Below are 25,627 nucleotides of genomic sequence, written 5' to 3'. Positions count from 1 at the left end.
AGCGCCATGCTCGAACTTGATCTCTCCGCCGAAATCGCGGCCCTCCGTCAGACCTTCGGCGACATCCGCGAGGTCGTCGACGTCGAAGGGCTCCGCGCCGCCATCGAACGCCTCAGCGAGGAGGCCGGCGCGCCCGACCTCTGGGACGACCCGGAGAAGGCGCAGAAGGTGACCAGCGCCCTCAGCCACCGTCAGGCCGAGCTCAAGCGCGTGACCGAGGTCGAGCAGCGCCTCGACGACCTCGAGGTGCTCATCGACCTCGCCAACGAGATGGAGGACGAGGACTCCGCCGCCGAGGCGCGCGCCGAGCTCGCCAGCCTCACCGACACCATCAGCCAGCTCGAGGTGCAGACCCTGCTCGACGGCGAGTACGACGAGCGCGCCGCGATCGTCACGATCCGCTCGGGCGCCGGCGGCGACGACGCCACCGACTTCGCCGAGATGCTGCTGCGCATGTATCTGCGCTGGGCGGAGCGGCACAAGTACCCGGTCAAGGTCATGGACACGTCCTACGCCGAGGGCGCGGGCATCAAGTCCACGACCTTCGAGGTCGACGCCCCCTACGCGTTCGGCACGCTCTCGGTCGAGGCGGGAACGCACCGTCTCGCCCGGATCAGCCCGTTCGGATCGGCCGACAAGCGCCAGACCTCGTTCGCCGCGGTCGAGGTCATCCCGCTCATGGAGGAGGCGACCGAGGTCGACATCCCCGAGGGCGACATCCGCGTCGACGTCTTCCGCTCCTCGGGTCCCGGCGGCCAGTCGGTCAACACCACGGACTCGGCCGTGCGCATCACCCACCTTCCGACCGGCATCGTCGTCTCGATGCAGAACGAGAAGTCGCAGATCCAGAACCGCGCCGCCGCCATGCGCGTGCTGCAGACCCGCCTGCTGCTGCTGCAGAAGGAGGAGGAGGCGGCGAAGAAGAAGGAGCTCGCCGGCAACATCACGGCGAGCTGGGGCGACCAGATGCGTTCCTACTTCCTCTACGGTCAGCAGCTCGTGAAGGACCTGCGGACCGGCCACGAGTCGGGCAACCCGACGACGGTCTTCGACGGCGACCTCGACGGCTTCATCTCCGCGGGGATCCGCTGGCGCAAGCGCAAGGACGACGACGACTGAGCCCTTCCGGACCCGGCCACGGTCAGAGGCTTCCCAGGTGACGTCCGGGGGCCCAGCCCGTAAGGTGGTCTTCCGATGACTGTGACACGGAGAATCCCGATGACTGTGACACGGAAGACGGCAGCCGGCTGCGCCATCGCGGCACTGATCGTTCCGCTCGCGGCGACGGCCGCGTTCGCCTTCGCCCCGGCCGACGTCACCACGCCTCGCCGTGCCGTGTCGCTGGTGGTCGACCCGCAGCACTACACGGTCGCCTCCGTCGCGCAGGAGCCGGTCACGGCCCGCGCCGCCTTCGACGTCTACACCCCTCCGGCTCCCGCCCCAGTGGCGGATCCCGCTCCGGCCGCCACCGCGGCCGCGCCGGCCGCGGCCGCGCAGTCGTATTCGGGCGAAGCCGTCGTCGCGTACGCCCAGACGTTCGTCGGCGTGGTGCCCTACGGCTGGGGCGCGGATCCGAGCGACTCCTTCGGCTGCGACGGCCTGGTGCAGTACGTGTTCGGCCACTTCGGCATCAGCCTGCCGCGTGGCGCCGACAACCAGGCGGCGCTCGGCACCGTCATCTCCGCCGACGAGGCGCGGGCAGGCGACCTGGTGTGGTGGCCCGGGCGGCACATCGGCATCTGGGACGGCGCGGGCGGCATCATCGACTCGCCCGACTGGGGGCGCTACGTCGAGCACCACGCTCCGTGGGCGAGCTCCGGGCCGCCGATCTTCATCCGGCTCTGATCCGGCACGGGATCCCAGCCACCTCATAGCCCGGAACCCGCCGCCGTGGGGTGTCGCTCGCCGACTGCGCGCGGTGCCCGCTTAGGCTCGACACGCCATGATCCGATTCGAGAACGTCACCAAGCGCTATCGCGGCACCAAGCGTCCCGCGCTCTCCGGGGTCGATTTCGAGGTGCAGCGAGGCGAGTTCGTCTTCCTCGTCGGCGCGTCGGGATCCGGGAAGAGTTCCTGCCTGCAGCTCATCCTCCGGGAGGAGTCGCCCACGTCCGGCCGTGTCGCCGTGCTGGGCCGCGACCTCAAGTCCATCGCGAACCGCAAGGTCCCCTACTTCCGCCGCAGCATCGGATCCGTCTTCCAGGACTTCCGCCTGCTGCCGTCGAAGACCGTGTACCAGAACGTCGCCTTCACCCTGCAGGTGACGGGCGCGTCGCGCGGCTTCATCCAGCAGGCGGTGCCCGAGGCGCTCGCTCTCGTCGGTCTGAGCGGCAAGGAGAAGCGGCTTCCGCACGAGCTTTCCGGTGGAGAGCAGCAGCGCGTGGCGATCGCCCGCGCGATCGTGAACCGCCCGCAGATCGTGCTCGCCGACGAGCCGACCGGGAACCTCGACCCCGGCACGTCCGTCGACATCATGCAGCTCCTGGCGCGCATCAACGCCGGCGGAACCACGGTGCTCATGGCCACGCACGAGGCCGCGTTCGTCGATCAGATGCAGCGCCGCGTGATCGAGCTGCGCGACGGCGAGATGGTGCGCGACGAAGTCGGCGGCGGATACGGCGACACGTCCAACGTGCCGCGCCTCGAGCCCGAGGCGATCCGTGGCGCGGCCGCGACGGCCGCGCTGCAGACGGTGCGCGAGGTGCATCGCGAGACCGAGGCCGCGATCGCGGAGCCCGTTCCCGCACCCGCGCCCGCTCCTGAGCCGCAGGCTCCCGCTCGGCCGACGGTGAAGCCCGCCGACGAGGCGCGTCCCGCGACGCACCCGATCACGCTTCCCGCCATCGACGTCGCCGAGCTCGGCGTGGCGGATCGGCTCGGACTCGATACCGGTGACGACGAAGAAGTGGGGCCGGTGTCATGAGGTTCGGACTCATCCTCGGCGAAGCGCTCACGGGCCTCCGCCGCAACGCATCCATGGTCATCTCCGTCGTGCTCGTGACGTTCGTCTCGCTCACGTTCGTGGGGGCGGCCATCCTCATGCAGGCGCAGATCGGCACCATGCGCGCCTACTGGCAGGACCGCGCCCAGGTCGCGATCTACATGTGCTCCTCGGTGTCCACGTCTCCGGGGTGCGTCGACGGCGTCGCCACGGAGGACCAGATCAAGGCCGTGCAGGCGGATCTCGATGGCCCCACGCTCAAGCCCCTGATCTCGAAGAGCTCCTTCCAGACCGCGGATGAGGCCTACCAGGAGACCCTGAAGCTCGTCGGCAAGGACTACGCGGGCGTGCTCACGCCCGACCAGGTCAGCGCCGTCTTCAAGGTCAACCTCAAGGACCAGACGCAGTCGGCGGTCCTCGCCGAGGCGTTCAGCGGGCTCAAGGGCGTGGACGAGGTGAAGGACCAGCTGGAGTATCTGGATCCGCTGTTCCGCGCGCTCACGGTCGCGACCTACATCGCCGTGGGCATCGCGGTGCTCATGCTGATCGCTGCCGTGCTGCTGATCGGCACCACCATCCGCCTGTCCGCCTATGCCCGACGGCGCGAGATCGGGATCATGCGTCTCGTCGGCGCCTCGAACCGCTTCATCCAGACGCCGTTCGTGCTCGAGGGCGTGTTCGCGGCCGTGATCGGATCCGTGCTCGCGAGCGCGGCCGTGCTGCTGGGCGTGAAGTTCGGCGTGCAGGAGTACCTCGCCAAGACGGTCGGATTCGTGACCACGTGGGTGGGGTTCAACGAGGCGCTGCTCGTGGTGCCCGTGCTCATCGGCATCGGCGTGATCCTCGCCGCGCTCAGCGCCGGCTTCGCGATCCGCCGCTGGCTCCGCGCCTGATAAGCTGACAGGCTGCCGTGCGCCCGCGCGGCGCAGAATCAGGAGATCGCCATGCCCAGGGAACGCGGGGAGAAGGTCGTCGCGACCAATCGTCGCGCACGTCACGACTACAACCTCGAGAAGTCGTACGAGGCGGGACTCGTGCTCACGGGCACCGAGGTGAAGTCGCTGCGCCAGGGGCGTGCGAATCTGACCGACGGATACGCCTTCATCAAGGGCAACGAGGCGTTCCTCGACGCCGTGCACATCCCCGAGTACTCGCAGGGACACTGGACGAACCATTCGGCCAAGCGGATCCGCAAGCTCCTGCTGCACAAGGAGGAGATCGCGAAGCTCTCGCATGCGGTGTCCGCAGGCGGCTACACGCTCATCCCGCTGCGGCTGTACTTCTCCGACGGACGGGCCAAGGTCGAGATCGCACTGGCCAAGGGCAAGCGCGAGTACGACAAGCGGCAGACCCTGCGCGAGCGCCAGGACTCCCGCGAGGCGGAGCGCGCCATGCGCCTGCGCAACCGCGTCGGGGAGTGACGCCGGTTCTTCCGCCGGAGTGATGGGTCAGGGCGTCGGCTCGAACCCGAACACCGACCCGAGGAAACGCAGCTCCGCCTCGGCCGCTGCGATGACGGTGTCGGCCTGCCGGAATCCGTGGCCCTCGCCCGGGAACAGCAGGTATTCGTGCCGCACCCCACGTGCCGCCAGCGCGTCGCGGATCGCCTCGGACTGCGAGGGTGGGACCACCGCGTCGTCCGCCCCCTGCAGGATGAGCACGGGCACGTCGATGCGGTCCGCGTGGGTCAGCGGCGAGCGGTCGATGTACGTCTGCTCGGCCTCGGGCAACGGGCCGACGAGCCCGTCGAGGTAGTGGCGTTCGAAGTCGTGCGTCTCCTGCGCGAGCAGGCGCAGGTCGGCGACGCCGTAGCGGTCGATCCCGGCCGCGAACACGCCTCCGCGGACCAGCGCCGACAGCACGGTCCAGCCGCCCGCTGACCCGCCGCGGATGGCGATGCGCGCCGGATCCGCGATGCCGGCGTCGGCGAGCCCCTGTGCCGCGGCGAGCACGTCGTCCACGTCGACGACGCCCCACTGCCCGTCCAGCCGCGCGCGGTAGTCGCGGCCGTAGCCCGTCGATCCGCCGTAGTTCACGTCGAGGACGCCGATGCCGCGACTCGTGAAGTAGGTGATCCAGCCCGCCTGCGCGCCCGCCGAATGCGCGGTGGGACCGCCGTGCACCTGCACGATGTACGGCGGGAGGGCGTCTGGGTCCGCGTCGACGTGGGGGTTCGCCGGGGCGTGATCGAACGCGTGCACGGGCCCGTGCGGTCCGTCGAACGTGACGGACCGCGCGCCGGGCACCCACGCCGGATCGACGGGGTCGCCGCCGCGGATCGTGCGCGCGACGCCGGCGTCGACGTCGAGCTCCCAGAGACCGGGGGTGACCCGGCGGCCCTGCCCGGTGATGAGCACACGCGATCCGTGCGTGTCCTCGAGGCTGAGGTCGGCGTCGAACGGCACGTCGAGTTCGCGCAGCAGCGCGCCGTCCGGATCCAGCAGCGCCAGCGTGTCCGAGCCGTTCGTCCGGATCGCGAGGATCCGCCCGTCGTCCAGGATCCGGAACCAGCGCTGGCCGAGCACCCAGAGACCGCCGCCCGTGTCGGCGTCGGCGAGGGCGAACGGCCGCGTGACCGCCGGCGGCGCCGGAGCGGGCGGCTCGGGCTGCACGCCGATGCGCGCGCGATGCAGGTTCCAGCGTCCCGTCGCGTCGTCGGCGAACAGCAGCTCGTCGTCGGAGATCCACTCGGGCTGCAACGCGGCCCTGGCCGGGATCGCGCTGTGCGCGCCGTCGGCGAGGTTCGCGACGACCCCGATCGCCGCCTCCCACGGCATGCGCGTCTCGCCCCACTCGACGAACGCGAGCCGGGTGCCGTCCGGGGAGAGCGCTGGATGGGCGAAGAAGCCGCTGCCGGAGCGGATCCGGCGGACCGCGGCGTCGTCATCCGCCGCCGAGCCGTCGACGGGGATCTCGGCGATCGCCCGCTCGTGGGGTGTCGGGCGCAGATCCTCCCGGACCGCGAAGAGGCGCCCCTGCTGCAGGCGCAGGCCGCCGTACTGCGCGCCGGCGGCGGTCAGCGGCACCGGGACGTCGGCGCCCGGATCCCATCGGTGCACGCGCTGGTCGTCGCCGTCCACGAAGAACAGCGTCCCGTCGTCGGCCACCGTCCACGCGCCGCCTCCGTACTCGTGCACGCGCGAGCGCGCGTTCCAGGGAGCGGGGAGCACCTCCTGAGCCGGTCCGTCCGCATCCTGCCGGAGCACGCGCATGCGTCCGCGCTCGGCAGGCACCGACTCGCTCCACCAGATGTCGCCCGCGGCGTACTGCGCGCCGTCGATCCGGATGCCGGCCGCGGCGAGGGCGGCGGCGGACAGCGGGGAGGGCCAGGAACCGTATGCAGCGCTCATGTCTCGAGCCTAGAAGAGCCGGTCGTCGGCGAGCCGCGCCGACCCGGCACGGCGGGACCCGACAGGGGGCGGAACCGGGACCCGACACATGGTGAAACAGAGAATGCGTGCGACCCCGGCGCCGCCTAGCGTGGGGGGACCGCCCCGATGCTGGAGAGAGATGTCCTTCGACGTGCCGCCGTTCGCCCCGACCGGGGCCGTCTCGCCGCGCGTGCCGATCTCCTTCGAGCTGTACCCGCCGCGCACCCCCGCGCCGGTCGAGGCGCTTCACGAGACGATCCAGAAGCTGGCCTCCGTGTCGCCGCGCTTCATCTCGGTAACCTATGGTGCCGGCGGCTCCGTGGGCGGCCGGTCGCTGGACGTGCTGCGCTACATCCGCGAGCAGACCGCGGTCGAGCCGCTCGCGCACCTCACCTGCGTCGGCAGCACCTATGCGGGCGCGTCCCGGTTGATCCGGGAGTTCCTCGACGCCGGGATCCTCAGCTTCCTCGCGCTCCGCGGCGATCCGCCGCTGGGCGAGAGCGAGCCGTTCCTGGGGGATCTGGAGAGCTCGGCACAGCTGGTGCAGCTGATCGACCGCGCACAGGCGGAGCGTGCGCCGTATCAGGAGAGGCCGATCCCCGGCGTTCCCGGGGCGGTGCAGGTCACGCCGCGTCGCAAGGTGAACATCGCCGTGGCCGCCTACCCGAACGGGCACCCGCGCTCCACGTATCGCAATCAGGACATCGACGCGCTGCTCGCGAAGCAGGCGGCGGGGGCCACCCTCGCGATCACCCAGCTCTTCTTCCACCCCGACGACTACTTCGCCTTCGTCGAGCGCGCGCGTCGTGCCGGCGTCACGATCCCGATCCTGCCCGGCATCATGCCGATCACCTCGCCCGCCCGGCTCCGTCGCGTGCTGGAGCTCAGCGGTGAGGAGCTCCCGGCCGAGCTGTCGATCGCCCTCGAGGTCGAGCCGACCACCGAGGGGCGCACCGAGATCGGCGTCGCCCAGGCGGCCGCGCTCGTGCGCGAGCTCGTCGACGGCGGCGCACCCGGCGTGCACCTGTACGCGTTCAACCAGCACCGCACCGTGCTCGACGTGCTCGAGGAAGCAGGGGTGCTCGACGCGGCGCCTCCGGCGTCCCGCCATGTCGACCGGCGACCCGCGGTGCCCACAGGCCGGCGCTGAGCCGCATCTTCCCCCTTCCGTCAGAGAGGACCGTCATGACCGCATTCCCCGAGGGCACCGTTCTGGGCTACCCCCGCATCGGCCGCCGCCGCGAGCTCAAGAAGGCCGTCGAGGCGTTCTGGGCCGGACGGATCGACGAGGCCGAGCTCGAGCGCACCGCCGCCGAGCTGCGCGCCGCCACGCGCGAGCGTCTCGCCGCACAGGGGCTGGGCGAGAACGACTCCGCGATCCCCGAGTCGTTCTCGTACTACGACCAGGTGCTCGACGCCGCCGTGACCGTGGGTGCGATCCCGGCCCGCTTCGAGGACCTGCGCGCCGAGGACGGCACGATCGGGCTGCCCGCGTACTTCACGATCGCACGCGGCGAGGGCGATCGCGCCCCGCTCGAGATGACGAAGTGGTTCGACACGAACTATCACTACCTCGTGCCGGAGATCGGTCCGGAAACCGTGTTCTCGCTCTCCAGCGACCGGATCGTGCGCCAGGTGCAGGAGGCGGCGGACGCCGGCTTCCGCACCCGTCCCGTGGTCGTCGGCCCTGTCACGTTCCTCGCGCTGGCCAAGGCCGCAGACGAGGCGCCGGAGGGCTTTGACCCGCTGTCCCGGCTCGACGACCTCGTGCCGGTCTACGCGGAGCTGCTCGGTGCGCTCAAGGCCGCGGGTGCCGAGTGGGTGCAGCTGGACGAGCCCGCCCTCGTGAGCGAGTCGCTGCCGGCTTCCGTCGCGGAGCTGGGCGCCGCCGCGGCGCGCGCCTACGCAGTCCTCGGCGGACTGGCCGAGCGCCCCGCGATCTTCGTCGCGGCGCCCTATGCCGCCCTCGATGCCAACCTCTCCGTGCTGGCCGCCGCGCCGATCGAGGCGATCGGTCTCGACCTCGTCCGCGGCACCGTGCCCGCGGCCGTTCCCGGCCTTGCGGACAAGGTGCTCGTCGGCGGTGTGATCGACGGCCACAACATCTGGCGGGGCGACCTCGCCGCGGCGTTCGACACCCTCGAGGTACTGCGAGGCCTCGGGGCGGCCGGAGTCTCCGCCTCGACCTCGACCTCGCTGCAGCACGTGCCGCACGACGTCGAGGACGAGTCCAAGCTCGACGCGCGCCTGGTGAGCTGGCTCGCGTTCGCCGACCAGAAGGTCGCGCAGATCACGACGCTCGCCCGCGGTCTCGCCGAGGGGCGTGCCGCGATCGGCGCCGAGCTCGACGCCGCCTCGGCCGCCCTGGCCGACCGTCTGAGCGCCCCGGGCGTGCGGGTCGATGCCGTCCGTGCGCGCACCGCGGCGCTGACCGAGGCCGACTTCACCCGCGGCGACTACGACGCCCGCGTGGCGGCGCAGTCGATCGCCCTGGATCTGCCGGCGCTGCCGCTCACCACGATCGGATCCTTCCCGCAGACCGGCGAGATCCGCCGAGCACGCGCGCAGTTCACGAAGGGCGAGATCACGGCGGAGGAGTACGACGGCTTCCTCCGTGACGAGATCGGCCGCGTCGTCGCGCTGCAGGAGGAGCTGGGGCTGGACGTGCTCGTGCACGGCGAGCCCGAGCGCAACGACATGGTCCAGTACTTCGCCGAGAACCTCGACGGGTTCGACGTCACCGAGAACGGCTGGGTGCAGTCCTACGGATCCCGCGCCACGCGTCCGTCCATCCTCTGGGGCGACGTGTCGCGTCCCGCTCCGATCACGGTCGCCTGGTCGCAGTACGCCCAGTCGCTCACCGCGAAGCCGATGAAGGGCATGCTGACCGGCCCGGTGACGATCCTCGCGTGGTCGTTCGTCCGCGACGACCAGCCCCTGGCCGAGACGGCGAACCAGGTGGCGCTGGCGCTGCGCGACGAGATCGCCGACCTCGAGGCCGCCGGGATCGGCGTGATCCAGGTCGACGAGCCCGCCCTGCGCGAGCTGCTGCCGCTCAAGAAGGCCGACCAGCCCGCGTACCTGGATTGGTCCGTCGCCTCGTTCCGGCTCTCCACCGCGGGCGCCGAGATCGCGACCCAGGTGCACACGCACCTCTGCTACTCGGAGTTCGGCGTCGTCATCGACGCGATCCGCGCCCTCGACGCCGACGTGACCTCGATCGAGGCCGCGCGCAGCCGCATGGAGGTCGTGACCGACATCGCCGCGGCCGGCTTCGACCACGGCATCGGCCCGGGCGTCTACGACATCCACTCGCCGCGTGTGCCGGAGACCGCGGAGGTCGAGACGCTCCTGCGCCGCGCGGTCGCCGAGATCCCGACGCGCCAGCTCTGGGTCAACCCGGACTGCGGTCTGAAGACGCGCGGCTACGAGGAGACCAACGCGTCGCTGCGCAACATCGTGGAGGCGACCCGTCGCGTCCGTGAGGACGTCTCGGTCGCCGTCTGAGCGAAAAAGACGAAGCCCTCCCGGATCCGCTCCGGGAGGGCTTCGTCGTGAGGGAGGGCGTCAGACGGCGCGCAGCACCGCGACGACCTTGCCGAGCACGGTGGCGTCGTCGCCGAGGATGGGCTCGAACGCGCTGTTGCGGGGCAGCAGCCACACGTGACCGTCGCGGCGCCGGAAGGTCTTCACCGTGGCCTCGCCGTCGAGCATGGCGGCGACGATCTCGCCGTTCTCCGCGGTGCCCTGGGAGCGCACGACCACCCAGTCGCCGTCGCAGATCGCCGCGTCGATCATCGACTCGCCGGAGACCTTGAGCATGAACAGCTCGCCCTTGCCGACCAGCTGGCGGGGGAGCGGGAAGATCTCCTCGACCTGCTGCTCCGCGGTGATGGGGACTCCGGCCGCGATCCGGCCCACGAGCGGCACCAGCGCGGCGTCGCCCACGGAGGGCGTCGTGTCGGCGGGGTTCTCCGTGGAGGTGCCTGGCAGGTCGATCAGCACCTCCATGGCGCGCGTCTTGCCCGCATCGCGGCGGAGGTAGCCGCTCAGCTCGAGCTGGCCGAGCTGATGGGTCACGCTGCTCAGGGACTTGAGGCCGACGGCGTCGCCGATCTCGCGCATGCTCGGCGGGTATCCGTACCGGGCGATCGAGGTCTGGATGACCTCGAGGATCGCCATCTGCTTCGCACTGAGGCTCTTGCGGCGCCGCGTCCGCGGGGCCTCGGAGCCGGGGGTCGCGCCGTCGCTCATGCCATCTCCTTCGTGTGCGTCGTGCCCCGCGGATCCGGTCGAACGAGCCGATCTCGCGGGCGGCGATTCGAATGTCGGTGGTCCGTGATGGGGTCTTCGTATCGAAACCGTATCCGAGATCGGGGCGGAATCGGTAGATCTGTTCGAGCGTGTCGGCGAAGTGGGTGAACCGAATTTCGAAGAACGCTTGACAGATGTTCGAACTCGAAAGTAGTTTCGGAACGTAGGTTCGCCTCTCCAGAGGCCCGGATCCCCAGATCGTCACACAGAGGATCGGGATCCGGGGAGAGGCGGACCCGCACCACACAGAGGAGAAGCACCATGAGCAGCATCACCTTCGCCGGTCCGGTCACCGCCACGCGCCTGCGGATCACCCCGCGCGGACGACGCGTGCTGGCCGCGCTGGTGGCGCTGCCTGTCGCGGGTGCGATCGCGTTCGCGGCTCTCAGCGGCGGATCGGCCCTCGCCTCGGGCGAGCACACGGCGGGCGACGGCTTCGCGACCGTCACGGTGCAGCCGGGCGACACGCTGTGGTCGATCGCCGGCGAGGTCGCTCCCGACGCCGACCCGCGCGACGTGGTCGCGGAGATCTCCAAGCTGAACATGGTCGACGGCGGCGTGATCGAAGTCGGTCAGCACCTGGCGATCCCGGCCCGGTACGGTGCCACCGGCCGCTGAGCCCCCGCAAGGAGCTCAGCAACCGTGCTTCGACGGAGCTCAGCAACGGTGCTTCGACGGAGCTCAGCAACCGCTGACATCTGTGCTCGGCGCACAGCGGAGCCGCCTAGCATGGCAGGGTGACTGTCTCGCTCGACGACTTACCCCTCCGTGACGATCTCCGCGGTCTGCGCCCGTACGGCGCACCGCAGGCACCGCTTCCCGTGGCGCTCAACGTGAACGAGAACACGCATCCGGTGCCCGAGCACGTCGCCAGCGACATCCTCGACGACATCGCCGTCGCACTGCGCGATGTCAACCGCTACCCGGATCGCGAGTTCACCGAGCTTCGGCGGGCCTTCGCCGGCTACCTCGGGCACGATCTCGACGCATCGAACATCTGGGCGGGCAACGGCTCCAACGAGGTGCTGCAGCACATCCTTCAGGCGTTCGCGGGCCCCGGTCGCACGGTCTTCGGGTTCGCCCCGACCTACTCGATGTATCCGCTGCTCGCGCAGGGGACCGGCGCGACCTGGGTCGCGGGCACCCGGCACCCGGATTACGAGATCACGGTCGACGAGGCGGTCTCCCAGGTACGCCGGCACGATCCCGACGTGATCCTGCTGTGCGCGCCGAACAACCCCACGGGCACGCCCCTTCCGCTCGACGTGATCGAAGCGGTCTACGAGGCCGCCCGGGGGATCGTGATCGTCGACGAGGCGTACCAGGAGTTCGCCCCGCGTGACTCGCCCTCCGCCCTCACGCTGCTCGAGGGCCGCCCGCGGCTCGCCGTCTCGCGCACCATGAGCAAGGCCTTCGCCTTCGCCGGCGCGCGCGTCGGATATCTCGCCGCCGATCCCGCCTTCATCGACGCGCTCCGGCTTGTCCGCCTGCCGTACCACCTGAGCGCTCTCACGCAGGCGGCCGCCGTCGCGGCGCTGCGCAACGCACCGACCATGCTGGCGATGGTCGATGAGATCGTGGCTCAGCGGGATCGGATCACGGCGACCCTGGAGGCCCTGGGGTACGCGCCGCACCGCTCCTGGTCGAACTTCGTGCTGTTCGGCGGGGTCGCCGATCCCGCCGCGACGTGGCGCGCCCTCTACGACAAGGGCGTGCTGATCCGCGACGTCGGGATCCCGAACCACCTCCGCGTCACGGCCGGCACCGAGGCCGAGACCACCGCGTTCCTGGACGCGCTCGCCTCGATAGGATCGGCCTCATGACCGCTCGCACCGCCCGCCGCACCCGCTCCACGTCCGAGTCGACGATCGAGCTCGAGCTGAACCTCGACGGCACCGGGCAGAGCCACATCGACACCTCGGTGCCGTTCTTCGACCACCTCCTCACGGCGTTCGCGAAGCACTCGCTGACCGACCTCACGGTCCGCGCCTCGGGGGACACCCACATCGACGCGCACCACACCGTCGAGGACGTCGCGATCGTGCTCGGACAGGCGATCCGGGAGGCGCTCGGAGACAAGTCCGGCATCTCCCGCTACGGCGACGCGCTCGTCCCGCTGGACGAGGCGCTCGTGCAGGCCGTCGTCGACATCTCCGGACGCCCGTACCTCGTGCACGAGGGCGAGCCCGCCGGCCACGAGCACCACCTCATCGGCGGTCACTTCACCGGATCCCTGGTGCGGCACGTCTTCGAGGCGATCGCTTACAACGCCGCGCTCACCGTGCACGTGCGCGTGATCAGCGGACGCGACCCGCACCACATCGCGGAGGCCGAGTTCAAGGCGTTCGCGCGGGCGTTCCGCCAGGCCAAGGCGCTCGATCCGCTGGTGGTCGGGGTGCCCTCGACCAAGGGCGCACTGTGACCGCCGCCGCCGAGGGGCGCCGCCCCACCGTGGCCGTGTTCGACTACGGCTCCGGCAACGTGCACTCCGCGGTGAAGGCCCTGATCCGCGCCGGCGCGGACGCCGAGCTCACGGGCGACCGCACCGCGGCGCTCGAAGCGGACGGCCTCGTGGTGCCGGGCGTGGGTGCCTTCGCCGCGGTCCGTGAGGCCCTGGCCGCACACCACGGCGACGAGATCATCGAGCGCCGCCTGGCCGGCGGGCGCCCCGTGCTGGGCATCTGCGTCGGCATGCAGGTGCTGTTCGCAGGGGGAGTGGAACGCGGCGCGGAGGTCGACGGCCTCGGTGAATGGCCCGGCGTCGTCACCGAGCTCGACGCCCCGGTGCTGCCGCACATGGGCTGGAACACCGTCGAGCCCGATGCGGGCAGCGTGCTGTTCCGCGGCATCGAGCACGAGCGGTTCTACTTCGTGCATTCGTTCGCCGCGCAGTCGTGGGAGCTCGACGTCATCCCGCCGTTCCCGCAGCCGAGGCTGACCTGGGCCGAGCACGGCTCCCGCTTCCTCGCCGCGGTGGAGAACGGCCCGCTCTCGGCGACGCAGTTCCACCCGGAGAAGTCCGGAGAGGCCGGCATCCAGCTGCTGCGCAACTGGATCTCGACGCTCTGAACACCCGGGCCGTGCGACGGCGGGGGATTGGTGCCCCGTCGACGCCCGGACTACTCTCTTCTCTCGTGCCGCGCCCGCAGCGGGCCGGCGCATCGTGACCCGAAGGACGACATGAACGAGTTCGCGCAGTCCCCCTCCCTGACCCTGCTCCCGGCCGTCGACGTAGCCGGAGGACAGGCCGTGCGCCTGACCCAGGGCGAGGCCGGAAGCGAGACCAGCTACGGCGACCCGATCGACGCCGCGGCCGAGTGGGTCGACCAGGGGGCGGAGTGGATCCACCTCGTCGACCTCGACGCCGCCTTCGGACGCGGCAGCAACGCGCCGATCCTGCGTCGCGTGATCAAGCAGTTCCGCAGCGTCAACGTGGAGCTCTCCGGCGGGATCCGCGATGACGCCAGCCTCGAGGCGGCGATGGAGTCCGGTGCGGCCAGGATCAACCTCGGCACCGCCGCACTCGAGAATCCCGAATGGGCCGCCGACGTGATCGCGCGCTACGGCGACGCCGTCGCGGTCGGCCTCGACGTGCGTGGCACGACGCTCGCCGCCCGCGGCTGGACGAAGGAGGGCGGCGACCTCTGGACGGTGCTCGACCGTCTCGAGGACGCCGGCTGCAGTCGTTACGTCGTCACCGACGTCACCAAGGATGGAACCCTCAAGGGCCCGAACCTCGAACTCCTCCGCGAGATCACCGCGCGCACCCCGAAGCCTGTCGTGGCGTCGGGCGGGATCGCCAACCTCGACGACATCGCGGCGCTGCGCGAGCTCGTGCCGCTGGGCGTCGAGGGCGCGATCGTCGGCAAGGCACTGTATGCGGGTGCGTTCACCCTGGCCGAGGCCCTGGATGTCGCCGGATCCTGATCGTCCGTCCGCAGGCTGCGACCACGGCGATCACGCGGGCGCGGCGGACTCCGCCGGCGTCCCGTGGGCGGGGCGCTCCTTCCAGGAGAACACGCGAGCGGGGGATGACGGGTCGGCCGACCCCGCGCTCTGGGCGGCTCTGACGCGCTTCCGCGCCGGCGAGGGCTCGCAGTCGGAGGTGGTCGACGCGTTCCGCGCCGCCCGCGTGCTCGTGCCCCTCGTCGCGGAGAAGGGCGAGGAGGGGGTCGCTCCCTCGGGGCTCGCCGTCGACAAGACCCAGGAGTTGTCGCTCGTGACGGTCGCCGCACCCGATGGGCGCACCGTGCAGCCCGCGTTCACGAGCGTCGACACCATGCGCTCGTGGGATCCGATCGCACGGCCGATCCCGGTCGAGGCCGCCCGCGTCGCGCTCTCCGCCTCGTCCGGCGACGCGGAGCTGATCGTGCTCGATCCCGGATCCGAGACCGAGTTCGTGCTGCGGCGGCCCGCGGTGTGGGCGGTCGCCCAGGGGCAGCACTGGGAGCCGAGCTTCCTCTCGCCCGAGGTCTACGCCGGTCTCCAGGAGAGCGTGGGCAGCGAGCTCGCCGTGATCGACGTGGCGGTGTCCGCCGGGGATCCGGAGGCGCGACTGCGCGGCCCGGAGCTCGTCGTCACCCTCGAGCTCGTCGAAGGGCTGGACCGCGAGACCCTCGACGCCGTGCTGGCCCGACTGGCCCAGCGCTGGGCGGCGGATGACCGCATCGCGGTGCTCGTCGACTCGCTCACCGTGCGGCTGCGCGCGAGCGCCTGATCCGCGTCACGTCGCCGGGTCCGGGCGACGCGGTCGCACCCCGGCGGGCGCGGCCGCGTCGCGCGCGCTCAGCTGACCGGACCGGTCCACTTCTCGCCCGGACCCTGACCGATCGGGTCGGGGATGACGGACGCCTCGCGGAACGCGAGCTGGACAGAGCGCAGCCCGTCGCGCAGGGAGCGCGCGTGCATGTCGCTGATCTCCGGAGCGGCGGCGGTGATGAGGCCGGCCAGCGCGTTGATCAGCTTGCGCGCCTCGTCCAGGTCCTTCTGGGCCTCCGGGTCATCGGCGAGGCCGACCTTGACGGCGGCGGCGCTGAGCAGGTGCACGGCGGCGGTCGTGATCACCTCGACGGCCGCGACGTCGGCGATGTCGCGCGCGGCGCTCACGGCGCCGTCGTCGTTCGCGGAGGTGGGGGAGACGTGCTCGTGGCCGTCGGGCGCGGGAATGCTCACTGTGCCGGCTTTCCGAAGGTCTTGCCTTCTGATAGACTCTTGCGGGCTCCGGGGCTTATGTCCCGGCACGAAAGAGGATTCACTTCCCACCCGCGCTTGCCGCTCAAGGCTACCGGGTCCAGCACTCCGCCGATTCACGTCGGTAGCCGTCGCGCAGCGAGAGCTGCACGACGGGTCAGGGTGCCGCCGACGTCTGAGTGTCGGCGGGTGGGACGATTCCGCTTTCGCCCGTGATCCGTCCGGATCACGGTGGCCGAAACCATCGTCTAAGGAGTCCGCATCAGCGATCCCCGCACCAATGAGCGCATCCGCGTCCCCGAGGTCCGCCTCGTCGGCCCCGCGGGTGAGCAGATCGGCGTCGTCCGTATCGAGGCGGCGCTGCGTCTTGCGCAGGAAGCCGACCTCGATCTCGTCGAGGTCGCCCCGAACTCGAAGCCTCCCGTGGTCAAGATCATGGACTACGGCAAGTTCAAGTACGAGGCTGCGCAGAAGGCGAAGGAAGCTCGCCGCAACCAGGCGAACACCATCCTCAAGGAGGTGCGCTTCCGTCTGAAGATCGAGGCGCACGACTACACGACCAAGCTCAAGCGCGCCGAGGGCTTCCTCAAGTCCGGCGACAAGGTGAAGGCCATGATCCTGTTCCGTGGTCGTGAGCAGTCCCGCCCCGAGCAGGGCGTCCGGCTGCTACGCAAGTTCGCAGAGGACGTCGCGGAGTTCGGAACGGTGGAGTCCAACCCCACCATCGACGGACGCAACATGGTCATGGTGATCGCCCCGCTGAAGAACAAGTCCGAGGCGAAGGCCGAGCAGAACGCGGTGCGTGCGGCGAACAAGCAGGCCGCGCGCGACGCCAAGGCGCCGGCCGAGCCGGCCGCGCCGGCCGCCCCGGCCGAGTGATCCACCGGATCCCGTAGCCCCACACAGACCTCCCGCAGCATGCGGGCAGAACCCTGTCGCCCAGCTGGGCGCCATACGAAGGAAGAGAAGATGCCGAAGCAGAAGACCCACTCGGGTGCCAAGAAGCGCTTCAAGATCACCGGCAGCGGCAAGCTGAAGAAGCAGCAGGCCGGGATGCGCCACAACCTCGAGCTGAAGTCGAGCCGTCGCACCCGCCGCCTGAACCAGGACGAGGTGCTGTCGAAGGCAGACACCAAGGTCGCCAAGAAGCTCCTCGGCCGCTGACGCGCCCGAACGCACGAATAGGAACACACGAAAATGGCTAGAGTCAAGCGCGCCGTCAACGCTCAGAAGAAGCGCCGCGTCATCCTCGAGCGCGCCTCGGGTTACCGTGGCCAGCGCTCGCGCCTGTACCGCAAGGCGAAGGAGCAGGTCACCCACTCCCTCGTCTACGCGTACCGCGACCGTCGCAAGCGCAAGGGCGACTTCCGTCGTCTGTGGATCCAGCGCATCAACGCCGCTGCCCGCCAGAACGGCATCACGTACAACCGCTTCATCCAGGGCCTCGGTCTCGCCGGCGTCCAGGTCGACCGCCGCATGCTCGCCGAGCTCGCGGTGAACGAGCCGGCGACGTTCGCCGCTCTCGTCGAGACGGCCCGCAAGGCTCTGCCGGCGGACGTCAACGCGCCCAAGTCGGCTGCGTAAGCGCGGCTCGACAGGCTCAGCGACCGAGCACCGCACGGGGCGTCATCCTTCGGGGTGGCGCCCCGTCGTCGCACCCGCCCGGTATCCGTAGACTGTGACCGTGCTGGAGAACCCTCGATCCCCGCGCGTGCGCGCCGTCGCCAAGCTCACCAAGCGCAGTGCCCGCACCGAGACCGGCCTGTTCCTGCTGGAGGGACCTCAGGCCGTCCGCGAGGCGCTGTCCTACCGGCCGGATGCGATCGTCGAGCTCTTCGCGACGCCCGCCGCCTGGGACAGGCACAGCGATCTGCGCCACGCGGCGGCCCAGGCGGACGTGCGTCTCGAGTACGTGACCGAGTTCGTACTCGCCGCGATGGCCGACACCGTGACCCCGCAGGGGGTCGTGGCCGTCGCCCGGCAGACGCCGACCTCGGTGCGCGACATCTTCGCGGCCTCGCCGCGGCTCGTCGCGATCTGCGAGGAGGTGCGCGATCCGGGCAACCTCGGCACGATCATCCGCGCCGCCGATGCCACGGGCGCCGACGCTGTCGTGCTCACCGGTCGCACCGTCGACCTCTACAACCCGAAGGTCGTCCGCTCGACGACCGGATCCCTGTTCCACCTGCCGGTCTCGGTCGGCGGCGACCTCGCCGATGTCGTCTCCCGCGCCCACGAGGCCGGGCTCCAGGTGGTCGCCGCGGACGTGAAGGGCGACGACCTGCTCGCGGCGCGCGCCGAGGGCGCCCTCGCGCGTCCCACGGCGTGGCTGTTCGGCAACGAGGCGCGCGGACTCGAGGACGAGGCCCTGGCGCTGGCGGACCGCGCGCTGCGGCTGCCCATCTTCGGACGGGCCGAATCCCTCAACCTGGCGACGGCGGCGAGCGTCTGCCTCTACGAGAGTGCTTTCGCGCAACGCGCCTAGGGCAGGAGACCTGCGTCCGGTATGAAGATCCTCATCGTCGAAGACGACGAACGCGTGGCCGATGCCCTCGCCGGCTTCCTCGGCCGCGCCGGCTACGCGGTCGAGCGAGCGGGCGACGGGCGCGCCGCGCTCGAGATGCTCGGAACCGACACCGAGGCGGTGATCCTGGATCTGGGCCTCCCCGACGTCGACGGCATCGATCTGTGCCGCCGGATCCGCGCGGTCAGCGGCGTGCCGATCCTCATCGCCACGGCGCGCAGCCAGGTGCACGAGCGCATCCGCGGGCTCCGCGCCGGGGCGGACGACTTTCTGGTGAAGCCCTACGACGTGCAGGAGCTGCTCGCCCGGATCGAGGCGGTGACTCGCAGGACCCAGGCCATCCCGGGGGAGGTCGGTCCGGTCGGCATCGACATCGACGGGGTGCGGATCGACCTGGTCGCCCGTCGCGTGCTGGTCGACGGCGAACAGGTCGAGCTCACCCGCAAGGAGTTCGACATCGTCGCGGTGCTGGCGCGCTACCCCGGTGTCGCGGTGCCGAGAGAGCGGCTCATCCGCGAGGTGTGGAACACCGACTGGCAGAGCTTCGCGCGCTCGCTCGAGGTGCACGTCGCCTCGATCCGCCGCAAGCTCGGCCGGCCCGCGCTCATCGAGACCGTGCGCGGCGTCGGATACCGCCTGACGGGACTCTGAGCCGTGCGCCGGCGCCTGTTCATCGTCTTCCTCGTGCCGCTGGCGGCGGTGCTGCTCCTGCTCGGCGGTGCCTACGGCTGGGCGGCGTCGCGCAGCGTCCAGCAGTCGTTCTACACGCAGCAGATCGGCGACATCGGCACGTTCGTGACGAGTGCGCGGCAGGCGCTGCTGTCGGGGAGCGCCGAGGTGCTGGACGGCGAGCTGCGCCGGTACCACGAGCTCTACGGCACGCAGGTGGTCGTGGTCGACCGCTCGGGCCGGTCCTGGTCGCCGCAGCAGGCGGACACGGAGCTGTGGGACCAGGCCACCGCCGACAAGGTGCAGCTGGCGCTGTCCGGCCGCCGCAGCGACCTTCCGGAGCCGGTGCTGCTGCCCTGGCAGTTCTCCGAGCAGTCGCTCGTGGAGCCGATCTTCGACGGCGGAGACGTGATCGGCGCCGTGATCATGTCGGCGAGCGTGGACGCTCCGCGTGCCGAGATCGTGCGGCAGTGGATCCTGCTCGGAATCGTGAGCGTGCTCGCGATCGGCTTCGGCCTGCTCGTGGTGGTACGCCTGGCCGGGTGGGTGTTGCGGCCGGTGCGGCGCGTGGACGAGGCGATGGAGGCCATCGAACGCGGCGACATGGAGGCGAGGATCGCCGACGACACGGGACCTCCCGAGCTGCACCGCATGATCCTGCTCTTCAACCGGATGGCCGAGGAGATCGAGCGAGTGGTGTCGCGGCAGCAGGAGTTCGCGCTGAACGCCTCGCACGAGCTGCGCAACCCGCTGAGCGCCCTCCTGCTGCGCGTCGAGTCGCTGGCCACGGGCCTGGACCGCAGCTGGGCCCCTGAGGTCGAGGCGACCAGGGAGGAGGGGCGGCGCATGACGCGGATCCTGGACACCCTGCTCGCCTTCGCGCGCGGCGCGGATCCCGCCCCGTCGCGCGATCCGATCGACCTGGTGGCTCTCGCCGAGCGCCGGGTCGCGGCCTGGCGGGATGCCGCTGCGGCGAACGGCGTGGATCTCGCGCTGCACGTCGACGGCGCGGGTCCCGACGGCCGGGTGCTGTCGGCGACGGACGAGACCATCGCCGAGAGCGCCCTGGACGCCGTCATCGACAACGCGGTCAAGTTCTCGCCGTCCGGCACCCGCATCGACGTCACCGCGTCGCACGCCGACGATCGGTGCGAGCTGGCCGTCCGCGACCACGGCCCCGGTCTGCCCGAGGAGGAGCTCGCGCACGCCGCCGACCGCTACTGGCGCAGCGACCGCACCCGCACCGTGCCGGGATCGGGACTGGGCCTCGCGATCGCGACGGATCTGCTCGCCACGGTCGATGCGCGCGTGCGGTTCGAGGCGCCCGACGGCGGAGGGCTCCGCGTCGTGCTGGAGCTCCCTGCGGCGGAGACGCGATGAGCGCCGCGACGGGGCGCCTCCTGCGCGCGGGCGGCGTCGTGCGCCTGCTCGCGATGCTGCTGTGCCTGGTGAGCGCCCTCGGCCTCGGCGCGTGCGCGCCCGCGGACCGCAGCTGGGCGGACAAGCCGCAGGCCATCGCCGGCGGGGGAGCGACGGGCGTGTACTACGCGTACGGACAGCAGTTCGCCCGGGCGCTGAGCACGCATCTCGGCGCGACGTTCACCGCGCAGCGCACGAACGGATCGGTTGACAACCTCGAGCGCGTCGGGGACGGCACCGCGGTGCTCGGCTTCGCCCAGGGCGACGCCGTGGCGGACGCGGTCGCGGGCACGGGCGCGTTCCACGAGCCGATACCGATCGTCGCGGTCGCGCGGCTGTACGACGAGTACGTGCACATCGTCGTGCGGTCCGGCTCCGACGTGCACGATCTCCGCGACCTCGCCGGGCGCGCCGTCTCGCTCGGCGCGAGGGGCTCCGGCGTCGAGCTGGTCGCCCGGAGGATCCTCAGCGCCGCCGACGTGGATCCGGCGTCGATCCGCAACCCCGAGCTCGGATTGGAGGCCTCGATCGGGGCGCTGCGGCGAGGAGAGATCGACGGCTTCTTCTGGGTCGGCGGACTGCCCACTCCCGGCATCGCGGCGCTCGCCGCGGACACCCCGATCCGCCTGCTGTCGATCCCGCCGGCCGTCGTCGATGCGGTCAACGCGGCGCACGCGGGCGCCTACCGCCAGGCCGATTTCCCGATCGGCGCGTACGGCGTCGACAGCGCGACCGTGACCATGACGGTGCCCAACTACCTGGTCGCGCGCGCCGACGCGCCGGAGGCGCTGATCCACGACGCCACCGCCGTGCTGTTCGAGCAGCGCGCCGTGATCGCGCGCGGCGCTCCGGCCGCCGCCCTGCTCGACCGCAGGCAGGCGATCTTCACCGATCCGATCGCCCTGCACAGCGGCGCCGCGCGGTACTACCGCGAGACCCACGACTGACCGTCGGACGCCTCCGCGGGAACACCGCTGTCGCCTGCCGGAAACGGCACGGAAACCTGAGCGACGAAACCCTCAAGGAATCCTCAAGCGCAGTGCTCCTGCGGGCGCGGAGCCAATAACGTCATCGGCACCCCGCGGTCTCATCCGCCCCGCTCGTCCTCACGGAGTTCCGACATGCCCGATTCCCGCCCTGCCTCCGTCGGTGCGCCCCTGGTCGTCGTCGACCACGTGCAGAAGCACTACGGCGACTTCCAGGCCCTGACCGACATCGACCTCACCGTGCACAAGGGCGAGGTGGTCGTCATCATCGGCCCGTCCGGATCCGGCAAGTCGACGCTCTGCCGGACGATCAACCGCCTGGAGACGATCACCAGCGGCTCGATCACGATCGACGGCAAGGAGCTCCCGGCCGAGGGCAAGGGGCTCGCGCAGCTGCGCGCGGACGTGGGCATGGTGTTCCAGTCGTTCAACCTGTTCGCGCACCTCACGATCCTTGAGAACGTCACGCTCGGGCCGATCAAGGTGCGCGGGATGAAGAAGGCGGATGCGGAGAAGGAGGCCATGCAGCTCCTCGAGCGCGTCGGCGTCGCGAAGCAGGCCGCCAAGCTCCCCGCGCAGCTCTCCGGAGGCCAGCAGCAGCGCGTGGCGATCGCCCGCGCGCTGGCCATGCACCCCAAGGTGATGCTCTTCGACGAGCCGACCAGCGCGCTGGATCCGGAGATGATCACCGAGGTCCTCGACGTCATGGTCGAGCTCGCCGCGAGCGGCATGACGATGATCGTCGTCACGCACGAGATGGGCTTCGCCCGCAAGGCGGCGAACCGCGTCGTGTTCATGGCCGACGGCCGGATCCTCGAGGAGGCCGGCCCCGAGGAGTTCTTCACGAACCCGAAGTCGGACCGGGCCAAGGACTTCCTGTCCAAGCTGCTCACCCACTGACCTGATCCCGCACCACAGCACCTGCACCGAAGGAGAAGCACATGCGCAAGTCACGGATCCTCACCGGCGTCGGCATCGCCGCCGTCGCCCTGATCGCCCTCACGGGCTGCAACAGCGGCAGCCCGACCAGCCCGGGCGCGACCGGCGAAGGCGTCGCGCCGACCAGCGACAAGCCCCTGTTCGAGGTGGCCAAGGACGTGAAGCTCGAGGGCAGCCCCACGTTCGACCGGATCACCAAGAACGGCAAGATCACCGTCGGCGTCAAGGAGGACCAGCCCGGTCTCGGCTTCAAGGACGCGACCACCGGCAAGCGGAGCGGTTTCGACATCGACATCGCGCGCTGGATCGCCGCGTCGCTCGGCTACAGCGAGGACAAGATCGAGTTCAAGCCGATCCCGTCGGCCAACCGCGAGCAGTCGATCGTGAACGGCGACATCGACTACTACGTCGGCACCTACTCGATCACCGACAAGCGCAAGGCCGTGATCGACTTCGCCGGACCGTACTTCGTCACGGGCCAGGGCCTGCTGGTCCGCAAGAGCGAGGACACGATCAAGAGCGAGAAGGACCTGGCGGGCAAGACCGTCTGCTCCGCGACCGGATCCACCCCGCTGCAGAACATCCAGGCGAACTTCCCCGACACCAAGACGGTCGGACTCGACCTGTACTCCGCCTGCGTCGAGCAGCTGATCAACAAGCAGGTCGACGCGGTCACCACCGACCAGGCGATCCTGATCGGCTACGCCTCGCAGGACCCGGAGGAGCTGAAGGTCGTCGGCGAGCCGTTCACGACGGAGAAGTACGGCGTGGGCCTGGCGAAGGGCGACACGGCGCTGCAGACGTTCATCGACACGATGTTCACCGACGGAGGGGACACCTGGAAGGCGATCTTCGAGAAGAACCTGGGCGCGAGCGGCATGAAGGTCACTCAGCCCGCGGTCGAGAAGTGACCCGCGGCGGCCGGCGGGACTGACCCGCCGGCCGCCTCTTCCTCCGGCGTCCTCGGACGCCCCCGACCCGAACCCGAAAGAGAGAACGCGTGGACGCACTCCTGGGCAATCTCGACCTGTGGGGGCAGGCGACCCTCAACACCGTCGTGCTGTTCCTCGGCGGCGGGGCGCTCGCCCTCGCGCTGGGCACCATCGTCGGCGCCATGCGCGTGTCGCCCGTGCCGATCGCCCGCGCCGTGGGCACCGTGTATGTGAACCTGGTGCGCAACACCCCGCTCACCCTGGTGTTCTTCTTCTTCGTCTTCGGATACCCGAAGCTCGATCTTCCGGAGATCCCGTTCATGCCGCTGGGCATCATCGCCCTCGGCATCTACACCGCGACGTACGTCGCGGAGGTCCTCCGCGCCGGCATCAACACGGTGCCGGTCGGTCAGGCCGAGGCCGCACGCGCGATCGGTCTGTCGTTCGGCCAGGTCATGACCCTGGTGGTCGTGCCGCAGGCCTTCCGCTCCGTGGTGCCGCCCATGATGAGCGTGTTCATCGCCCTGCTGAAGAACACGACGGTGGCCGCCGGCTTCTCCATCGCCGAGCTCGCGGCGCTCCGCGCCACGGTCGCCGATTCGCCGAACCGGCCGGGGACCGTGATGGAGATCCTGCTCTGGGTCGCCGTCGTGTTCGTCGTCCTGGTGACGCTGCTGAGCCTGGTTCAGCGGCACTTCGAGAAGAAGTGGAGGATCGTCCGATGAGCGGCGCATCCGTGCTCTACGACGTCCCCGGCCCGAAGGCCGTGCGGCGCAACCGGCTCCTCGGCCTCGTCACGGTGCTGGTCGTGCTCGCCGTCGTCGGCTTCATCGTCTACCGCTTCGCGGTGACCGGCCAGTTCGACGCCGCGCGCTGGAACCTCTTCACCTACACCCTCGTGTGGCAGGGCATGGCGCAGGCGCTGTGGGCCACCGTGAGCGCCTTCCTCGCCGCAGGCGTCGGAAGCATCGTCCTCGGCTTCGTGCTGGCGATCGGTCGGCTCTCCGACCACGCCTGGGTGCGCGTGCCGGTCACGCTCGTCATCGAGCTGCTGCGCGCCGTGCCGGTGCTGGTCATGATGATGATCTTCTTCTACGGCGTGAACTCGATCCCCGGATCCACGTTCCGGATGTCGGCGTACGCCGCGGTCGTGATCGGGCTCGTGCTCTACAACGGCTCGGTGCTCGCCGAGGCGCTGCGCGCGGGTGTGGAGGCGCTGCCGAAGGGGCAGAAGGAAGCGGGCTACGCGATCGGGCTGCGCAAGTCGGGCGTGATGGCGTTCATCCTGCTGCCTCAGGCGATCCGGGCGATGCTGCCGGTGATCGTGGCGCAGCTCGTGGTGACGCTCAAGGACACGGCGCTCGGCTTCATCATCACCTACCCCGAGCTCATCTACTACGCGAAGTACCTCAGCTCGCAGCCCGGACGTCCGCTGCTGCAGGCAGGGCTGATCGTCGCCGTCATCTACATCTCCATGTGCCTTCTCCTGTCGGGAGTCGCGAAGTGGCTCGAAGTGCGCACCCGGCGCTCGCCGAAGGTGCCGCACGGGCCCGGGGGCAACGCGGCGGCCGACGACGAGTCCACGCTGACCGAGGTGATCGCGCTCCAGGGACGGGCCGGTCGCCTCGACGCCGGCGGGGGACCCCGCTGACTCCGGCGCGCTCAGCCGGGGGGCCTGAGCGCGCCGGTAGGCTCGCACCCATGCAGCGCGTCGATCCGGTCTCCGCGTATCCGCCTGCGTCGAGCCGGACCATCGAGCAGTGGCTGGATCCCGACCTCGGATCGCGGTACTCCGCGGAGTTCGGCACCCGTCTGCGCGAGATCGCCGACGCCCGCGCCGGCGTCGCCGCCATGTGGGCAGCCTTCCTGAGCCTGGGCCTCTCGGCCGTGCTGTTCGCCCTCGTCATGCTCGCGGTCACCGCACGCGTCGACGCCACGGTCCCGTGGATGATCGCCGGGGCGGCCGTCGCCGCGGTCAGCGCGCTGTTCCTGCGCAGGGTGCGGCGCTGGATGCCGAGACCGGGGGCGTCCGTGGCGAGCCGCGGTCCGGGGGACCTGCGCGGCGGACTGTGGGCCGCAGGGGCGATCCTCGTCGCGCTCAACGCCCTCTTCGCGATCAGCGTGCTCACCACGGGCGACTTCGGTCCGATCCTGTTCGTCGACCTCGGCACGGTGCTGCTCCTTGCGTCGGCGTTCATCGTCCCGCCGGCGATCATCGGCAGGAGCCGGGAGACGCTGCGGCGGCAGGCGGCGAAGGATCCGCGGCTCCTCGCCACCCTGGAGCGGGAGCGGCTCACCTGGACGCCCCGCCCGGGGACGTCGATGTTCGGTCCGCTCTGAGC

28 protein-coding genes are annotated in these 25,627 nt (G+C 70.8%); 25 read left to right on the top strand and 3 right to left on the bottom strand.

Translation table 11 applies throughout. The annotated features are described in order from the left end of the window. Positions 1-6 precede the first annotated feature (6 nt). The 5 genes from prfB to smpB all read left to right on the top strand — a co-directional run bounded on the left by prfB (position 7) and on the right by smpB (position 4,362). Positions 7-1,119: a peptide chain release factor 2 gene (prfB, locus tag RL72_RS05690; RefSeq protein WP_045249853.1), complete on the top strand. Its 1,113-nt coding sequence runs from the start codon at positions 7-9 to the stop codon at positions 1,117-1,119. Positions 1,120-1,218: 99 nt separating this feature from the next. Continuing rightward, the gene (locus tag RL72_RS05685) at positions 1,219-1,845 is read left to right on the top strand and encodes a C40 family peptidase (RefSeq protein ID WP_052674218.1); all 627 of its coding nucleotides are present in this window, start codon (positions 1,219-1,221) and stop codon (positions 1,843-1,845) included. 97 nt (positions 1,846-1,942) lie between these two features. Next, the gene (ftsE, locus tag RL72_RS05680) at positions 1,943-2,923 is read left to right on the top strand and encodes a cell division ATP-binding protein FtsE (protein WP_045249852.1); all 981 of its coding nucleotides are present in this window, start codon (positions 1,943-1,945) and stop codon (positions 2,921-2,923) included. Continuing rightward, on the top strand, positions 2,920-3,834 hold the full coding sequence (ftsX, locus tag RL72_RS05675; protein ID WP_045249851.1) for a permease-like cell division protein FtsX: 915 nt from the start codon (positions 2,920-2,922) through the stop codon (positions 3,832-3,834). The genes ftsE and ftsX overlap by 4 nt, the downstream gene beginning before the upstream one ends. Before the next feature lie 51 nt (positions 3,835-3,885). Further along, positions 3,886-4,362 (top strand): SsrA-binding protein SmpB, encoded by a 477-nt coding sequence (smpB, locus tag RL72_RS05670; RefSeq protein ID WP_045249850.1) that lies wholly within the window; start codon positions 3,886-3,888, stop codon positions 4,360-4,362. A gap of 27 nt (positions 4,363-4,389) precedes the next feature. Here smpB and RL72_RS05665 read toward each other — a convergent pair whose 3' ends face one another. Continuing rightward, on the bottom strand, positions 4,390-6,291 hold the full coding sequence (locus RL72_RS05665; protein WP_045249849.1) for a S9 family peptidase: 1,902 nt from the start codon (positions 6,289-6,291) through the stop codon (positions 4,390-4,392). 160 nt (positions 6,292-6,451) lie between these two features. Here RL72_RS05665 and RL72_RS05660 point away from each other — a divergent pair, with 160 nt between their 5' ends. Together RL72_RS05660 and metE are read left to right on the top strand one after the other, a co-directional pair. Then, positions 6,452-7,462 (top strand): methylenetetrahydrofolate reductase, encoded by a 1,011-nt coding sequence (locus RL72_RS05660; protein WP_045249848.1) that lies wholly within the window; start codon positions 6,452-6,454, stop codon positions 7,460-7,462. 35 nt (positions 7,463-7,497) lie between these two features. Beyond that, positions 7,498-9,819, top strand: a complete 2,322-nt coding sequence (gene metE / locus RL72_RS05655; RefSeq protein ID WP_045249847.1) for a 5-methyltetrahydropteroyltriglutamate--homocysteine S-methyltransferase — start codon at positions 7,498-7,500, stop codon at positions 9,817-9,819. 60 nt (positions 9,820-9,879) lie between these two features. Here metE and lexA read toward each other — a convergent pair whose 3' ends face one another. After that, positions 9,880-10,566 (bottom strand): transcriptional repressor LexA, encoded by a 687-nt coding sequence (lexA, locus tag RL72_RS05650; RefSeq protein ID WP_045249846.1) that lies wholly within the window; start codon positions 10,564-10,566, stop codon positions 9,880-9,882. Between the two features lie 321 nt (positions 10,567-10,887). On the opposite strand from lexA, the gene RL72_RS05645 reads away from it, so the two are divergent. The 6 genes from RL72_RS05645 (at position 10,888) to RL72_RS05620 (ending at position 15,343) form a co-directional block, all read left to right on the top strand. Continuing rightward, the gene (locus tag RL72_RS05645; protein ID WP_045249845.1) at positions 10,888-11,244 is read left to right on the top strand and encodes a LysM peptidoglycan-binding domain-containing protein; all 357 of its coding nucleotides are present in this window, start codon (positions 10,888-10,890) and stop codon (positions 11,242-11,244) included. Positions 11,245-11,363: 119 nt separating this feature from the next. Continuing rightward, positions 11,364-12,449, top strand: a complete 1,086-nt coding sequence (locus RL72_RS05640) for a histidinol-phosphate transaminase (protein WP_045249844.1) — start codon at positions 11,364-11,366, stop codon at positions 12,447-12,449. Next, on the top strand, positions 12,446-13,048 hold the full coding sequence (hisB, locus tag RL72_RS05635) for an imidazoleglycerol-phosphate dehydratase HisB (RefSeq protein ID WP_045249843.1): 603 nt from the start codon (positions 12,446-12,448) through the stop codon (positions 13,046-13,048). Before RL72_RS05640 ends, hisB begins: the two co-directional genes overlap by 4 nt. Then, a complete protein-coding gene (gene hisH, locus RL72_RS05630; protein WP_045249842.1) occupies positions 13,045-13,695 on the top strand; it encodes an imidazole glycerol phosphate synthase subunit HisH in 651 nt (216 codons plus the stop codon). Before hisB ends, hisH begins: the two co-directional genes overlap by 4 nt. Before the next feature lie 111 nt (positions 13,696-13,806). Further along, positions 13,807-14,553 carry a bifunctional 1-(5-phosphoribosyl)-5-((5-phosphoribosylamino)methylideneamino)imidazole-4-carboxamide isomerase/phosphoribosylanthranilate isomerase PriA gene (gene priA, locus RL72_RS05625; RefSeq protein WP_045249841.1) on the top strand — a complete coding sequence of 249 codons (747 nt, stop codon included), beginning with the start codon at positions 13,807-13,809 and terminating at the stop codon, positions 14,551-14,553. Then, entirely contained in the window at positions 14,537-15,343 is an 807-nt protein-coding gene (locus tag RL72_RS05620) for an SseB family protein (protein WP_045249840.1), read from the top strand. Before priA ends, RL72_RS05620 begins: the two co-directional genes overlap by 17 nt. Before the next feature lie 68 nt (positions 15,344-15,411). On the opposite strand, the gene RL72_RS05615 is transcribed toward RL72_RS05620, so the two are convergent. After that, positions 15,412-15,792, bottom strand: a complete 381-nt coding sequence (locus RL72_RS05615) for a DUF1844 domain-containing protein (RefSeq protein WP_045249885.1) — start codon at positions 15,790-15,792, stop codon at positions 15,412-15,414. Positions 15,793-16,077: 285 nt separating this feature from the next. Between RL72_RS05615 and infC the strand changes: the two genes are divergently transcribed. The 12 genes from infC to RL72_RS05555 all read left to right on the top strand — a co-directional run bounded on the left by infC (position 16,078) and on the right by RL72_RS05555 (position 25,625). Then, positions 16,078-16,695, top strand: coding sequence for a translation initiation factor IF-3 (gene infC, locus RL72_RS05610; protein WP_082072154.1), 618 nt, complete (start codon positions 16,078-16,080; stop codon positions 16,693-16,695). Positions 16,696-16,785: 90 nt separating this feature from the next. After that, positions 16,786-16,980 (top strand): 50S ribosomal protein L35, encoded by a 195-nt coding sequence (gene rpmI, locus RL72_RS05605; RefSeq protein ID WP_045249838.1) that lies wholly within the window; start codon positions 16,786-16,788, stop codon positions 16,978-16,980. Between the two features lie 33 nt (positions 16,981-17,013). Next, on the top strand, positions 17,014-17,400 hold the full coding sequence (rplT, locus tag RL72_RS05600) for a 50S ribosomal protein L20 (RefSeq protein ID WP_045249837.1): 387 nt from the start codon (positions 17,014-17,016) through the stop codon (positions 17,398-17,400). Between the two features lie 100 nt (positions 17,401-17,500). Beyond that, positions 17,501-18,301 (top strand): TrmH family RNA methyltransferase, encoded by an 801-nt coding sequence (locus RL72_RS05595; protein ID WP_045249884.1) that lies wholly within the window; start codon positions 17,501-17,503, stop codon positions 18,299-18,301. A 21-nt stretch (positions 18,302-18,322) separates the two neighbouring features. Then, the gene (locus RL72_RS05590; RefSeq protein ID WP_045249836.1) at positions 18,323-18,991 is read left to right on the top strand and encodes a response regulator transcription factor; all 669 of its coding nucleotides are present in this window, start codon (positions 18,323-18,325) and stop codon (positions 18,989-18,991) included. Positions 18,992-18,994: 3 nt separating this feature from the next. Next, positions 18,995-20,389, top strand: coding sequence for a HAMP domain-containing sensor histidine kinase (locus RL72_RS05585; protein WP_045249835.1), 1,395 nt, complete (start codon positions 18,995-18,997; stop codon positions 20,387-20,389). Continuing rightward, positions 20,386-21,375 (top strand): TAXI family TRAP transporter solute-binding subunit, encoded by a 990-nt coding sequence (locus RL72_RS05580; RefSeq protein ID WP_248700389.1) that lies wholly within the window; start codon positions 20,386-20,388, stop codon positions 21,373-21,375. The genes RL72_RS05585 and RL72_RS05580 overlap by 4 nt, the downstream gene beginning before the upstream one ends. Before the next feature lie 174 nt (positions 21,376-21,549). Continuing rightward, positions 21,550-22,314: an amino acid ABC transporter ATP-binding protein gene (locus RL72_RS05575; RefSeq protein WP_045249834.1), complete on the top strand. Its 765-nt coding sequence runs from the start codon at positions 21,550-21,552 to the stop codon at positions 22,312-22,314. A gap of 41 nt (positions 22,315-22,355) precedes the next feature. Next, on the top strand, positions 22,356-23,264 hold the full coding sequence (locus tag RL72_RS05570) for a glutamate ABC transporter substrate-binding protein (RefSeq protein WP_045249833.1): 909 nt from the start codon (positions 22,356-22,358) through the stop codon (positions 23,262-23,264). A gap of 89 nt (positions 23,265-23,353) precedes the next feature. Continuing rightward, entirely contained in the window at positions 23,354-24,010 is a 657-nt protein-coding gene (locus RL72_RS05565; protein ID WP_045249832.1) for an amino acid ABC transporter permease, read from the top strand. Continuing rightward, positions 24,007-24,936, top strand: coding sequence for an amino acid ABC transporter permease (locus tag RL72_RS05560; RefSeq protein ID WP_045249831.1), 930 nt, complete (start codon positions 24,007-24,009; stop codon positions 24,934-24,936). Before RL72_RS05565 ends, RL72_RS05560 begins: the two co-directional genes overlap by 4 nt. Before the next feature lie 50 nt (positions 24,937-24,986). Next, on the top strand, positions 24,987-25,625 hold the full coding sequence (locus tag RL72_RS05555; protein ID WP_045249830.1) for a hypothetical protein: 639 nt from the start codon (positions 24,987-24,989) through the stop codon (positions 25,623-25,625). The last annotated feature ends 2 nt before the right edge of the window (positions 25,626-25,627 follow it).

This window comes from Microbacterium azadirachtae (assembly GCF_000956545.1).
GTDB lineage: Bacteria > Actinomycetota > Actinomycetes > Actinomycetales > Microbacteriaceae > Microbacterium > Microbacterium azadirachtae.
The sequence above is the reverse complement of the archived record's forward strand: the minus strand, read 5'-3'. Positions and strand labels throughout refer to the sequence as shown.

What these genes read in the sequence shown, in the direction of transcription:
- prfB (WP_045249853.1), top strand. Translation starts at nt 7, where the DNA reads ATGCTCGAACTTGATCTCTCCGCCGAAATCGCGGCCCTCCGTCAGACC.
- RL72_RS05685 (WP_052674218.1), top strand. Translation starts at nt 1,219, where the DNA reads ATGACTGTGACACGGAAGACGGCAGCCGGCTGCGCCATCGCGGCACTG.
- ftsE (WP_045249852.1), top strand. Translation starts at nt 1,943, where the DNA reads ATGATCCGATTCGAGAACGTCACCAAGCGCTATCGCGGCACCAAGCGT.
- ftsX (WP_045249851.1), top strand. Translation starts at nt 2,920, where the DNA reads ATGAGGTTCGGACTCATCCTCGGCGAAGCGCTCACGGGCCTCCGCCGC.
- smpB (WP_045249850.1), top strand. Translation starts at nt 3,886, where the DNA reads ATGCCCAGGGAACGCGGGGAGAAGGTCGTCGCGACCAATCGTCGCGCA.
- RL72_RS05665 (WP_045249849.1), bottom strand. Translation starts at nt 6,291, where the DNA reads ATGAGCGCTGCATACGGTTCCTGGCCCTCCCCGCTGTCCGCCGCCGCC.
- RL72_RS05660 (WP_045249848.1), top strand. Translation starts at nt 6,452, where the DNA reads ATGTCCTTCGACGTGCCGCCGTTCGCCCCGACCGGGGCCGTCTCGCCG.
- metE (WP_045249847.1), top strand. Translation starts at nt 7,498, where the DNA reads ATGACCGCATTCCCCGAGGGCACCGTTCTGGGCTACCCCCGCATCGGC.
- lexA (WP_045249846.1), bottom strand. Translation starts at nt 10,566, where the DNA reads ATGAGCGACGGCGCGACCCCCGGCTCCGAGGCCCCGCGGACGCGGCGC.
- RL72_RS05645 (WP_045249845.1), top strand. Translation starts at nt 10,888, where the DNA reads ATGAGCAGCATCACCTTCGCCGGTCCGGTCACCGCCACGCGCCTGCGG.
- hisB (WP_045249843.1), top strand. Translation starts at nt 12,446, where the DNA reads ATGACCGCTCGCACCGCCCGCCGCACCCGCTCCACGTCCGAGTCGACG.
- priA (WP_045249841.1), top strand. Translation starts at nt 13,807, where the DNA reads ATGAACGAGTTCGCGCAGTCCCCCTCCCTGACCCTGCTCCCGGCCGTC.
- RL72_RS05620 (WP_045249840.1), top strand. Translation starts at nt 14,537, where the DNA reads ATGTCGCCGGATCCTGATCGTCCGTCCGCAGGCTGCGACCACGGCGAT.
- rpmI (WP_045249838.1), top strand. Translation starts at nt 16,786, where the DNA reads ATGCCGAAGCAGAAGACCCACTCGGGTGCCAAGAAGCGCTTCAAGATC.
- rplT (WP_045249837.1), top strand. Translation starts at nt 17,014, where the DNA reads ATGGCTAGAGTCAAGCGCGCCGTCAACGCTCAGAAGAAGCGCCGCGTC.
- RL72_RS05590 (WP_045249836.1), top strand. Translation starts at nt 18,323, where the DNA reads ATGAAGATCCTCATCGTCGAAGACGACGAACGCGTGGCCGATGCCCTC.
- RL72_RS05580 (WP_248700389.1), top strand. Translation starts at nt 20,386, where the DNA reads ATGAGCGCCGCGACGGGGCGCCTCCTGCGCGCGGGCGGCGTCGTGCGC.
- RL72_RS05575 (WP_045249834.1), top strand. Translation starts at nt 21,550, where the DNA reads ATGCCCGATTCCCGCCCTGCCTCCGTCGGTGCGCCCCTGGTCGTCGTC.
- RL72_RS05570 (WP_045249833.1), top strand. Translation starts at nt 22,356, where the DNA reads ATGCGCAAGTCACGGATCCTCACCGGCGTCGGCATCGCCGCCGTCGCC.
- RL72_RS05560 (WP_045249831.1), top strand. Translation starts at nt 24,007, where the DNA reads ATGAGCGGCGCATCCGTGCTCTACGACGTCCCCGGCCCGAAGGCCGTG.
- RL72_RS05555 (WP_045249830.1), top strand. Translation starts at nt 24,987, where the DNA reads ATGCAGCGCGTCGATCCGGTCTCCGCGTATCCGCCTGCGTCGAGCCGG.